The organism is Streptomyces sp. NPDC102258 (assembly GCF_055584685.1).
In genome coordinates this window covers 321561-333267 of record NZ_JBVJLO010000004.1, presented here as the reverse complement: position 1 = coordinate 333267, position 11707 = coordinate 321561, and the positions used below count along the sequence as shown (strand labels likewise).

Below are 11707 nucleotides of genomic sequence, written 5' to 3'. Positions count from 1 at the left end.
CACCCGAAGGTGCGAATCCGGGGGCGTCCGTACGGCGCAAAGCGTGAATCTCCCCTGCTTTCCGCGGGGGCCGCCCTATCCTCCCCTCTCGGTGCCGGTGCGATCCGGTGCCCGGTGCACGGCACGGGGGGAGGAGAGCGCCATGCGGGCACTTCCGCCGGCCGCGCGCGCGTACGTCCTCACCGTCGTGCTCGTCGCCGCCTTGTGCGCCGCCCCCGCCCTGGTGGACGCCGCCACGCCGTGGCCGGCCGTCGCCCTGCTGGCCGCGCTCTACCTCGGCTGCGAACTGCTCAGGCCCTGGCCGCTGGTGGGCGGCCGGGTGCCCGAGGGCATCGGCTCCCTCTTCCCCGTCCTGCTGGCCGCCGTCTACCTGCTGCCGCCCGCCGCCGCCGCGCTCGTGGCCGTGCCCGGCGGCCTCGCCCAGGCCGTCGTCCAGCGGCCCGCCGGGGTGCGCCGGGTGTGGCACGCCGCCCAGCAGGCGACGGGGGCGTGGGCGGCCGGCACGGTCCACGGGCTCCTCGGCGGCCGCGAGGCGCTCGCGGGGGCCGACTTCCCCTCCGTGATGCTCCCCGCCACCGCCGCGGCCGCCGTCTTCTGCCTGGTCCTCACCGCGCTCGACGGGGGCGTCCTGGCCGCCGCCGAACGCCGGCCCGCCGCCACCGCCTGGCAGGGGCTGCTCACCCGCTCCCTCGCCCCGTACTGCGTCCACGGCCTCGCCGGACTGATGATGGCCGTCCTGTGGCGCAGCCCGTACGGGATCCCGGCCGCCCTGCTCGTCCTGCTGCCGATGTACGTCTCCTGCTGGGCCTTCACCCAGTACCACCGCGAGCGCGCCGCCCACCGGGCCACGATCCGCGCCCTGGTCCAGGCCGTCGACATCAAGGACCGGTACACGCGCGGGCACAGCGAACGCGTCGGCCAGGCCTCCGCGATGATCGCCCGCGAGCTGGGGATGGACGAGGACCGGCTGGAGGTCGTCCGCATCGCCGGGATCCTGCACGACGTCGGCAAGCTGGGCGTGCCGACCCGGCTGCTGCGCAAGGACGGCCCGCTGACGCCCGAGGAACGCCGCGTCATCGAGCTGCACCCCGAGTACGGGCACGAGATCGTCCGGGGCATCGGCTTCCTGGGGGAGGCCCGTTCCGCGATCCTGCACCACCACGAGCGGGTCGACGGCACCGGTTACCCGTACGGGCTGAGCGGGGAGCAGATCCCGGTCCTGGCCCGGGTGGTGGCGGTGGCCGACTCCTTCGACGCCATGACCTCGACCCGCTCCTACAGCAGGGCCCGGCCGGTGCCGGTGGCGCTGACGGAGCTGGAGCGGTGTGCCGGGGCCCAGTTCGATCCGGCCATGGTGCGGGCGCTGGCCGCCGCCATCGGGCGGCACGGCTGGCATCCCGTGGTCACCTCCGACGACGACCTCCAGGTGATCGGCGCGGACCCCGCCGGGCCGGCTCCGACCGCCGCCGTTCCCGATCCCGTTCCCGCTCCCACGGCCCCCGCCCCCGTGCTGCCCGCCCTGCCGGGCCAGGGCCGGGAGGCGGCCCCCGCGGAGGGGCGTCCGGCCGCCTCCCCGCGCGGCGACGGCGGACCGCCTCCCGACCTGCCCGCCCGGGGTCCCCGGTGAGGGGCGCCACCGCCCGGTCCGTCCGGGCGGCCGCCTGGCTGCTCGCCCTCGCCGGGCTCGGGCACACCCTGTGGACCGGCGTCCTGGAACCCGGCGCCGCCCTCGCCTTCGGCACCCTCATCGCCGTCGGGGAACTCGCCCGGGCCGACGACCGCGCCGGGGACGACGGCCATCCCGCCCGCCGGGACCGCGAACACGCGCCGCTCGGCTCCGCCGGGGCCCTCGCGTACGCCCTGCTCGGCCAGAACGCCGGGCAGCCCACCCAGCACGGGGTCCTCCAGACCGTCGCCGTCGTCGTCGCGGCCGTCCTCGCCGGGACCGTCCCGCACGTCGCCCGGGGCCGCGGCCCCGCCCTGGACCACGCGGCCCGCCGGATCCTCACCGCGGGCTTCGCCGCCGTCTGCTTCCAGCCGCTCCACCACTCCGGGCGGCTGGCGGAGCGGATCGGGTCGGGCCCGTACCTCGTCCTGTTCCTGCTGCTCCTGCTCGGCCTGACCGCCCTGTGCGACGCCGTGCTCGCCGCCGCCCTGGCCGGGGCCCGCGGCAGCCGCCCGTACGGGCCGCTGCTGCGCGACGAGCTGCGCGCGCGGCTCGGGACGGGCGCCGCGATCTGCGCCACCGGGGTGGTGATGGCCCTGGGGGTGGCCGTGGCCGGGCTGTGGGCGCTGCCCGTCCTCAGCGTGCCGCTGCTGCTGACCCAGACCTCCTTCCACCGGATCGCCGCGATCCGCACCACCTACCGCCAGACCATCACCTCCCTGGCCCGCGCCACCGAGATCGCCGGGTACACCCCGCCGGGGCACTCCCGCCGGGTCGCGGCCCTGAGCTGCGCCGTCGGGCGGGAGCTGGGGCTCTCGGAGCGGGAGCTCACGGTGCTGGAGTACGCCGCCCTGATGCACGACATCGGCCAGCTCTCGCTGGTCGACCCGGTCCCCTCCGGGGCCACCGCCGCCCTGCCCCCCGACGAGGCCCGCCGGATCGCGGGGCTGGGCGGCGAGGTGGCCCGGCGGACCGGGGTGCCCGCGGAGGTGGCGGTGATCGTCGAGCGGCAGGCCGAGCCGTACCGGGACCAGCCCGTCGCCGCCCGGATCGTGCGCGCGGTGAACGCGTACGACGACCTGGTCGGCGGGGCCCGTCACCCGGGCGGCTCACTCGACGCCCTGGAGCGGCTGCGGCTGGGCACCGGGCACGACTACCAGCCGGAGGTCGTGGAGTGTCTGGCGAGGGTTCTGGCCAGGGGCGGGCGGGGCGGAGTCGTTCCCGTTCCACCGGGGTAACCCATGGGTAATGAGCGGCCGTCCGCGCGGGCATGGTTGGATGCAGTAGGAGTGTCCGCAAGGCTGCACCGTTGTCCCCCAGCCACCGCTGGGAGGTGCCCCCAGGCAGGCGGGAAACGTGAGGATCTTCGGGAAGGTACGGCATCGGCCCTCCGCCTCGTGGCGGCAGGCGACCGACCGCGCGTTCACGCTGATCGGCGACGGCCGGTACGAGGACGCGGGCGCGCTGCTGACCAAGGCGGCCGATCTGGAGCCCTGGCTGTCCGAGTCCTGGTTCAACCTGGCCCTGCTGCACAAGTTCCGGCACGACTGGGAACAGGCCCGGGCCGCCGGGCTGCGCGCCGTGGCCCTGCTGGACCGCGAGAGCGGCGCCCCGGACTGGTGGAACGTCGGGATCGCCGCGACCGCCCTCCAGGACTGGCCGCTGGCCCGGCGGGCCTGGCAGGCGTACGGGCTGAAGGTGCCCGGCGACCCGCACAGCACGGCCGCGACGGGCGAGCCGGCCGGCATGGAGCTCGGCAGCGCCGCCGTACGGCTGTCCCCCGAGGGGGAGGCCGAGGTCGTGTGGGGCCGCAGGCTCGATCCGGCCCGTATGGAGGTCCTGTCCATCCCGCTGCCCTCCTCGGGCCGGCGCTGGGGCGAGGTGGTCCTGCACGACGGGGTCCCGCACGGCGAGCGGATCACCGCCGCGGGCCCCTCGTACCCGGTCTTCGACGAGATCGAGCTGTGGGCGCCCTCCCCCGTACCGACCTGGGTGGTGCTCCTGGAGGCGGCCACCGAGGCCGACCGCGACGCCCTGGAGCAGCTGGCCTCCGACGCGGGCTTCGCCGCCGAGGACTGGTCCTCGTCGGTACGGCTGCTGTGCCGGACCTGCTCGGAGAGCGCGATGCCCAGCGGCGAGGGCGACGGCGACCACCTCGACCCGCACGACCACAGCGAACCGGGCCACCCCGGCCCGCTCGGCCACCGTACGGCCGGCTCCGGCTCCCTGTGGGTGCCCGAGCGCGAATGCGGCATCGCGGCCCCGGCCGGACTGGTGCGCGGACTGCTCGACGGATGGGTCGCGGACAGCCCCGACAGCCGGGAATGGCGGGATCTCGAAGAAGTCTGCTGAGCCCGGGCCGTAGTCTGTACCGGCACATCGGTGACTTGAGGAAGGCGTACGGCGGACATGGCGCAGCAGGAGAACCAGGTGGTCCCGGTCGACGACGAGGGCTACGTCGTGGACACCGAGGACTGTGAGGCGCGCGAGCTCGCCCACCGCGAGCGCGGCACGTCCCGCCCCATCACGGTGGTCGGCAATCCGGTGCTGCACCGGGAGTGCAAGGACGTCACCGAGTTCGGCGAGGAGCTGGCGCGGCTGATCGACGACATGTTCGCCAGCCAGAAGACCGCCGAGGGCGTGGGCCTGGCCGCGAACCAGATCGGCGTGGACGCCAAGGTCTTCGTCTACGACTGCCCCGACGACGAGGGCAGGCGGCACACCGGTGTCGTCGTCAACCCGAAGCTCGTGGAGCTGCCGACCGCCGGGCGGGTGCTGGACGACTCGAACGAGGGCTGCCTGTCGGTCCCGACCGCGTACGTCTCGCTGGCGCGCCCGGACTACGCGGAGGTGACCGGCCAGGACGCGCGGGGCAACCCGATCAAGGTCCGCGGCACCGGCTACTTCGCCCGCTGCCTCCAGCACGAGACGGACCACGTGTACGGGTACCTGTACATCGACCGCCTCTCGAAGCGCGACCGCAAGGACGCGCTGCGGCAGATGGAAGAGGGCACCCCGCGCTACGAGGTCGTCCCCAACGCCTGACCCGCAGGGCGAAGGCCCCGCCCCGGAATCCGGGGCGGGGCCTTCACCATGTGCGGGCGGTGGGCGGGACTCAGAAGTCCTCGTCCAGGTCGACGGTGCCCTCGACCGCGACCTGGTAGGCCGACGGGCGGCGCTCGAAGAAGTTCGTCAGCTCCTGGACGCCCTGCAGCTCCATGAAGGAGAACGGGTTCTGCGAGCCGTACACCGCCGGGAAGCCGAGGCGGACCAGGCGCTGGTCCGCGACGCACTCCAGGTACTCGCGCATCGACTCGGTGTTCATGCCGGGCAGGCCGTCACCGCACAGGTCGCGGCCGAACTGCAGCTCCGCCTCCACGGCCTCCTTCAGCATGTCGGTGACCTGCTGCTGGAGCGCGTCGTCGAAGAGCTCCGGCTCCTCCTTGCGGACGGTGTCCACGACCTCGAACGCGAAGTTCATGTGCATGGTCTCGTCGCGGAACACCCAGTTGGTGCCGGTGGCCAGACCGTGCAGCAGGCCGCGCGAGCGGAACCAGTACACGTACGCGAAGGCGCCGTAGAAGAACAGGCCCTCGATGCACGCGGCGAAGCAGATCAGGTTCAGCAGGAAGCGGCGGCGGTCGGCCTTCGTCTCCAGCCGGTCGATCTTCTCGACCGAGTCCATCCACTTGAAGCAGAACTGCGCCTTCTCGCGGATCGACGGGATCTCCTCGACGGCGTCGAAGGCGGCCGCGCGGTCGTCCGGGTCGGGCAGGTAGGTGTCGAGCAGCGTCAGATAGAACTGGACGTGCACGGCCTCCTCGAACAGCTGGCGCGACAGGTAAAGGCGCGCCTCCGGGGAGTTGATGTGCTTGTAGAGCGTCAGCACCAGGTTGTTCGAGACGATCGAGTCGCCCGTCGCGAAGAACGCGACCAGACGGCCGATCATGTGCTGCTCGGCCGGCGTCAGCTTCGCCAGGTCGGCGACGTCCGAGTGGAGGTCGACCTCCTCGACGGTCCAGGTGTTCTTGATCGCGTCCCGGTAGCGCTCGTAGAAGTCCGGGTAGCGCATGGGACGAAGCGTCAGCTCGAAGCCCGGGTCGAGCAGGTTCTTGGCGGTGGAGCTCATTACTGGCAGGCCTCGCAGGACTCGGGGTTCTCAAGGGAGCAGGCCAGGGCATCGGCGTCGACGGCCTGCGGGAGGGGGGCGGCGGCGGCCGGCACGGCGCTGCCGGAGGCGGCGCGGGCGATCTTCGTCGCCGGGCGGGAGCGCAGGTAGTACGTGGTCTTCAGACCCTGCTTCCAGGCGTACGCGTACATCGAGCTGAGCTTGCCGATGGTGGGCGTCTCCAGGAACAGGTTCAGCGACTGCGCCTGGTCGAGGAACGGCGTACGGGCCGCCGCCATGTCGATCAGACCGCGCTGCGGGATCTCCCACGCCGTGCGGTACAGCTCGCGCACCTCGGCCGGGATCCAGCCGAAGCCCTGCACGGAGCCGCTGGCCTCGCGCAGCGCCTCGCGGGTCTGCGCGTCCCACACGCCGAGCTGCTTCAGCTCCTCCACCAGGTAGGCGTTGACCTGGAGGAACTCACCGCTGAGCGTCTCGCGCTTGAAGAGGTTGGAGACCTGCGGCTCGATGCACTCGTACACACCCGCGATGGACGCGATGGTCGCCGTCGGGGCGATGGCCAGGAGCAGCGAGTTGCGCATGCCGGACGTGGCGACGCGGGCGCGCAGGGCGTCCCAGCGCTCGGGCCAGTTCAGCTCCACGTCGAAGTGGTCGGGGTGCAGGACGCCGCGGGCGGTGCGGGTCTGCTCCCAGGCCGGGAGGGGGCCGCTGCGCTCGGCGAGGTCGCAGGAGGCCTCGTACGCGGCCAGCATGATGCGCTCGGAGAGCTTGGTGGACAGGGCCTTCGCCTCGGGGGAGTCGAAGGGCAGCTTCAGCTTGAAGAAGACGTCCTGGAGGCCCATCGCGCCCAGGCCCACCGGCCGCCAGCGGGAGTTGGAGCGGCCCGCCTGCTCGGTCGGGTAGAAGTTGATGTCCACGACGCGGTCGAGGAAGGTCACCGCGGTGCGGACGGTCTCGTCCAGGCGCTCCCAGTCGATGTCGCCGTCCACGACGAAGGCGCCCATGTTGACCGAGCCGAGGTTGCAGACGGCCGTCTCGCCGTCGTTGGTGACCTCGATGATCTCGGTGCAGAGGTTGGAGGAGTGGACGACCGTGCCCGGCTCGGCGGTCTGGTTCGCCGTGCGGTTGGAGGCGTCCTTGAAGGTCATCCAGCCCTGGCCGGTCTGCGCGAGGGTGCGCATCATCCGGCCGTACAGGTCGCGGGCGGGCATGGTCTTGCGGGCCAGCCCGTCGGCCTCGGCCTTGCGGTAGGCGGCGTCGAAGTCGTCGCCCCACAGGTCGACCAGCTCGGGCACGTCGGCGGGGGAGAACAGCGACCACTCGGCGTCGGCGTTGACCCGGCGCATGAACTCGTCCGGCACCCAGTGGGCGAGGTTCAGGTTGTGGGTGCGGCGCTGGTCCTCGCCGGTGTTGTCGCGGAGCTCCAGGAACTCCTCGATGTCCGCGTGCCAGGTCTCCAGGTAGACGGCGGCGGCGCCCTTGCGGCGGCCGCCCTGGTTCACGGCGGCGACGGAGGCGTCGAGGGTCTTCAGGAACGGCACGATGCCGTTGGAGTGGCCGTTGGTGCCGCGGATCAGCGAACCGCGGGCGCGGATGCGGGAGTACGACAGGCCGATGCCGCCGGCGTGCTTGGACAGGCGCGCGACCTGGTGGTAGCGGTCGTAGATCGAGTCCAGCTCGTCCAGCGGGGAGTCCAGCAGGTAGCAGGAGGACATCTGCGGGTGGCGGGTGCCGGAGTTGAAGAGCGTGGGGGAGGACGGCAGGTAGTCCAGGCGGCTCATCAGCCGGTAGAGGGAGGCGACTTCCTCGACGGCCTGGACCGAGTCGTTCTCCGCGAGGCCGCACGCCACGCGCAGCATGAAGTACTGGGGGGTCTCGATCACCTGACGGGTGAGGGGGTGGCGCAGCAGGTAGCGGCTGTGCAGGGTGCGCAGGCCGAAGAAGCCGAAGCGGTCGTCCGCGCCCTCGGCGAGCGCGTGCGCGACCAGGGCGTCGAGCCGGGCGGCGTGGAGGGCCACGAACTCGGCGGTGCGGTCGGCGATCAGGCCCTCGCGGTGACCCACCGCGACGGACTCGGCGAAGGAGGTGGACCCCTGGCCCGCGGCCTCGTCGGCGACGGCCAGCGTGAGCAGGCGGGCGGCGAGGCGGGAGTACGCCGGGTCCTCGGAGATCAGCCCCGCGGCTGCCTCGGTGGCCAGCCCGCGCAGTTCGGCCTCGTCCGCGACGGAGCTGCGGCCGCGCAGGGCGGCGGCGGCGACCCGGCCGGGGTCGGTGTCGGGGAGGTCGGCCGTCAGCTCGGTGAGGGTGCGCAGCAGCGCGGCCCCGGGGCCTTCGGCTGCGGGCTGGTCGGACTCGGCGCGCGGTGCGGCGGGCGCGATGGTCACGGGGGGAGCTCTCCCTCGCTCGGCCCGGTCATCGGTGGGGCGGAGCACGGGCGGGCGCATGCGGGCGTGCGGGTACGCGTACCCCACCGCATGGCGTCCCCCGGCCCAACCGCGAGGCCCGGACGTGGTCGGCACCCGGATCGGTCGAGCCGGGCGCGCTGTCGGCAGGTCCTCGGACTTGCGGAGCACGAAAGGGTGCACTTCATACCGTTGCGGGACAGTTCCGGATTCGCACCGGATTCCCCTGCGGCGACAGCAGCCCTGAGCATACATGTGGGGGCGCCTGGATGCGGTAGCCCCCACATGTAGTGTCGGCCCACAACGCCGCGTCCCGGTGAGGTACCTCTCCGCTATCGTCGGAGACAGCACCGTCGAGGAAGGTGAGCGAGGCATGACCGTGATGACCCACAGGCCCCACATGCCGACCGAGGACTTCGAGGCCGTGGCACGCATAGCGGCTCGCGAGCGGGAGGGGACGCGGCTGGAGTTCATCGACGGGGTCATCAGGAGCAAAGCCATGCCGGACGGAGACCACGGTCGGATCATCCAGTGGCTGCTCAAGATCTGCCTGCAGTCGCGGCCCGATCTGTTCCTGCATCCGGGGCAGGGGATCAAGGCGGAGGAATACCGGACCGGGCGGGCCATCCCCGATGCGGTCCTGGCGCATCCGGACGCCTTTGTCGGCCACGGTGACTGGGTCGATCCCGAGCCGGTCCTGATGGCCGTCGAGGTGACCTCCTGGGATGCCGACACCCACCGGCGGGACCACGTCGAAAAGCCCCGCGCCTACGCGGAGACCGGCATTCCCGTCTACCTCCTGATCGACCGGGCCAAGTGCGAGGTCTCCGTCTACAGCCAGCCCCACGGCCGACGGTACGAGAGCGTCCACATCGTTCCGTACGGCACGGACATCGCCCTCCCCGACCCGGTCGGCATCACTCTTCAGACCGAGGTCCTCAAGGACTGGGTGCGCTGACCACGACGAAGGGCCGCCCCGTTTCACGGAGCGGCCCTTCGGGGGTGGCGGGGGGTCAGCAGCAGTGGAAGCCCTCGCGGGGGTCGGCCTCGCGGGAGTCCGTCCGGGCCCGTTCGAAGGCCCGGCGGGTCAGGACCTCGGCGTGCGGGTCGTGGGAGCGGGCGTGGGCGACGTAACGGTCGTACGCGGCCTCGCCCGAGAACTCCCGTACGAAGTACCGCGCCTTCGCCAGCGCCCCGCGGACCCGGCTCACCGGACGGGCTCCGCGGCCCGGCCGCCGCCGCTGTCGAGGCCGGCCGCGGCCATCTCGGCCTTCTCCTCGGCGGTCGCGATCAGCCCGGCCGGGGCGACGATCCGCGACTGGCTCCACGGCACCTCGGAGAGCCGCACCGAGCCCGGGTCGGAGACGGCCCGCAGGCAGGTCCGGGCCGCGTCCGCCAGCACGATCAGGATCAGCACGGCGAACAGCACCGACAGGACGCCGTCGACCGTGGCGTTGGTGACCACGGTGTGCATCTCGTCCATGTTCTTGGCGGGCGCCAGCACCTTCCCGGCGTCGATCCCGCCCTGGTACTTGTCCCGCTGCGCGAAGAAGCCGACCTTCACGTCGTCGGAGAAGACCTTCTGGTAGCTCGCGGTGAGGGTGACGGCCACGTCCCAGGCGAGCGGGACGGCCGTGATCCACGCCCACTTGAGCCGGCCCGACTTCACCAGCAGCGTGGTGCAGACGGCGAGCGCCACCGCGGCCAGCAGCTGGTTCGCGATGCCGAACAGCGGGAAGAGCTGGTTGATGCCGCCCAGCGGGTCCTTGACGCCGACCCACAGGAAGTAGCCCCAGCCGCCGACCACGACCGCGCTCGCCGCCCAGACGCCCGGCTTCCAGCTGACGTCCTTGAAGGACTTGTGCACGTTGCCGAGGGTGTCCTGGAGCATGAAGCGCCCCACCCGGGTGCCCGCGTCCACCGTGGTCAGGATGAAGAGCGCCTCGAACATGATGGCGAAGTGGTACCAGAAGGCCTTCATCCCGGACCCGCCGACGACGGAGGAGAAGATGTCCGACATCCCGAGTGCGAAGGTCGGCGCACCGCCCGTACGGGACAGCAGGCTGGTCTCCTCGACGTCCTTCGCGGCCTGCGCGAGGGACTCGGGGCTGATGGCGAAGCCCAGGTGGGTGACGGCCTCGGAGGCGGTCTGGACGGTGGTGCCGATGACCCCGGCCGGGGAGTTGACCGCGAAGAAGAGGCCGGGCTCGATGATGCAGGCGGCGATCACGGCCATGATGGCGACGAAGGACTCGGTGAGCATCGCGCCGTAGCCGATGACCCGGACCTGGGTCTCCTTCTGGATCATCTTCGGGGTGGTGCCGGAGGCGACCAGCGAGTGGAAGCCGGACAGCGCCCCGCACGCGATGGTGATGAAGACGAAGGGGAACATCGAGCCGGCGAAGACCGGGCCGTCGCCGCGCGAGGCGAAGTCGGTGACCGCGGGCATCCGCAGCGTCGGCATCGCGATGACCACGCCGACGGCCATCAGGCCGATGGTGCCCACCTTCATGAAGGTGGACAGGTAGTCGCGCGGCGCCAGCAGCAGCCACACGGGCAGCACCGAGGCGATGAACCCGTACGCGATCATCCAGATGACCAGCGTCTCCTTCTCCAGGGTGAAGAAGCCGGCCCAGGAGGACTCGGCGACCCAGCCGCCCGCGACGATCGCGAGGAGCAGCAGGGCGACGCCGATGACGGAGACCTCGGTGACCCGGCCCGGCCGCAGGACGCGCAGGTACACGCCCATGAAGAGGGCGATCGGGATGGTCATGCCGATGGAGAAGACGCCCCACGGCGAGTGCGCCAGCGCGCCCACGATGACGAGGGCGAGCACCGCCAGCAAGATGATCATGATGACGAAGACGGCCAGGAGGGCGGCGGCTCCGCCGACCGGGCCGATCTCGTCCCGGGCCATCTGGCCGAGCGAACGCCCGTCGCGGCGGGTGGAGAAGAAGAGCGTCACCATGTCCTGGACGGCGCCCGCGAAGATCACGCCCGCCACGATCCAGATGGTGCCCGGCAGGTAGCCCATCTGCGCGGCGAGCACCGGTCCGACCAGCGGGCCCGCGCCGGCGACGGCGGCGAAGTGGTGGCCGAAGAGCACGCGCCGGTCGGTGGGGTGGAAGTCGACACCGTTGTCGAGGCGTTCGGCGGGGGTGGCGCGGGTCTTGTCGAGCTTCAGGACGCGGTGCGCGATGAAGCGCGCGTAGAAGCGGTACCCGATGGCGTACGAGCCCAGTGCGGCGGCGAGCAGCCAGGCGGCGGAGATCTCCTCGCCGCGGGACAGCGCCAGCACGCCCCAGCCGATGGCCCCGACGAGGGCCACGGCGACCCAGACGGCGATGGAGCGGGGGGTGAGCCCGCCCGACGGTGCTCCGGAGGATCCGCCCGAAGGGGATGGCGAGCCAGGCCGGACGCCTGGACCCGCCCCGTTCCCGGATGTTGGTGCCCGATCTATACCTGTTGCTTCCGGTTCCGGCATGATCCTCGTCCCCTCGTTGATCATCT

The 11707-nt window shown here is 72.4% G+C and carries 9 protein-coding genes and 1 riboswitch; of the genes, 5 read left to right on the top strand and 4 right to left on the bottom strand.

All coding sequences use genetic code 11. The features are described from left to right. The first annotated feature begins 142 nt into the window (after window positions 1-142). The 4 genes from ACZ6ZT_RS09435 to def all read left to right on the top strand — a co-directional run bounded on the left by ACZ6ZT_RS09435 (window position 143) and on the right by def (window position 4711). Window positions 143-1627 (top strand): HD-GYP domain-containing protein, encoded by a 1485-nt coding sequence (locus tag ACZ6ZT_RS09435; RefSeq protein WP_469717078.1) that lies wholly within the window; start codon window positions 143-145, stop codon window positions 1625-1627. Next, window positions 1624-2904 carry an HD-GYP domain-containing protein gene (locus ACZ6ZT_RS09430; protein WP_469717077.1) on the top strand — a complete coding sequence of 427 codons (1281 nt, stop codon included), beginning with the start codon at window positions 1624-1626 and terminating at the stop codon, window positions 2902-2904. The genes ACZ6ZT_RS09435 and ACZ6ZT_RS09430 overlap by 4 nt, the downstream gene beginning before the upstream one ends. Window positions 2905-3022: 118 nt before the next feature. Next, entirely contained in the window at window positions 3023-4018 is a 996-nt protein-coding gene (locus ACZ6ZT_RS09425) for a tetratricopeptide repeat protein (protein ID WP_469717076.1), read from the top strand. A 57-nt stretch (window positions 4019-4075) separates the two neighbouring features. Next, window positions 4076-4711: a peptide deformylase gene (def, locus tag ACZ6ZT_RS09420; protein ID WP_469717074.1), complete on the top strand. Its 636-nt coding sequence runs from the start codon at window positions 4076-4078 to the stop codon at window positions 4709-4711. A gap of 70 nt (window positions 4712-4781) precedes the next feature. On the opposite strand, the gene ACZ6ZT_RS09415 is transcribed toward def, so the two are convergent. Further along, complete coding sequence (locus tag ACZ6ZT_RS09415) at window positions 4782-5795, bottom strand: ribonucleotide-diphosphate reductase subunit beta (RefSeq protein WP_469717072.1); 1014 nt, start codon at window positions 5793-5795, stop codon at window positions 4782-4784. Further along, the gene (locus ACZ6ZT_RS09410) at window positions 5795-8179 is read right to left on the bottom strand and encodes a ribonucleoside-diphosphate reductase subunit alpha (protein ID WP_469717068.1); all 2385 of its coding nucleotides are present in this window, start codon (window positions 8177-8179) and stop codon (window positions 5795-5797) included. Before ACZ6ZT_RS09410 ends, ACZ6ZT_RS09415 begins: the two co-directional genes overlap by 1 nt. A gap of 146 nt (window positions 8180-8325) precedes the next feature. Then, window positions 8326-8458, bottom strand: a riboswitch (cobalamin riboswitch). 112 nt (window positions 8459-8570) lie between these two features. Between ACZ6ZT_RS09410 and ACZ6ZT_RS09405 the strand changes: the two genes are divergently transcribed. Continuing rightward, a complete protein-coding gene (locus tag ACZ6ZT_RS09405) occupies window positions 8571-9155 on the top strand; it encodes a Uma2 family endonuclease (protein WP_469717066.1) in 585 nt (194 codons plus the stop codon). Between the two features lie 55 nt (window positions 9156-9210). Here the strand turns inward: ACZ6ZT_RS09405 and ACZ6ZT_RS09400 are convergent, their stop codons facing one another. Together ACZ6ZT_RS09400 and ACZ6ZT_RS09395 are read right to left on the bottom strand one after the other, a co-directional pair. Beyond that, entirely contained in the window at window positions 9211-9408 is a 198-nt protein-coding gene (locus ACZ6ZT_RS09400; protein ID WP_469717064.1) for a CstA-like transporter-associated (seleno)protein, read from the bottom strand. Continuing rightward, window positions 9405-11681, bottom strand: coding sequence for a carbon starvation CstA family protein (locus tag ACZ6ZT_RS09395; RefSeq protein WP_469717062.1), 2277 nt, complete (start codon window positions 11679-11681; stop codon window positions 9405-9407). The genes ACZ6ZT_RS09400 and ACZ6ZT_RS09395 overlap by 4 nt, the downstream gene beginning before the upstream one ends. Window positions 11682-11707: the final 26 nt, after the last annotated feature.

Bases quoted from the DNA above. Each gene is read 5' to 3' on its own strand.
- ACZ6ZT_RS09435 (WP_469717078.1), top strand. From the start codon at position 143: ATGCGGGCACTTCCGCCGGCCGCGCGCGCGTACGTCCTCACCGTCGTG.
- def (WP_469717074.1), top strand. From the start codon at position 4,076: ATGGCGCAGCAGGAGAACCAGGTGGTCCCGGTCGACGACGAGGGCTAC.
- ACZ6ZT_RS09415 (WP_469717072.1), bottom strand. From the start codon at position 5,795: ATGAGCTCCACCGCCAAGAACCTGCTCGACCCGGGCTTCGAGCTGACG.
- ACZ6ZT_RS09405 (WP_469717066.1), top strand. From the start codon at position 8,571: ATGACCGTGATGACCCACAGGCCCCACATGCCGACCGAGGACTTCGAG.
- ACZ6ZT_RS09395 (WP_469717062.1), bottom strand. From the start codon at position 11,681: ATGCCGGAACCGGAAGCAACAGGTATAGATCGGGCACCAACATCCGGG.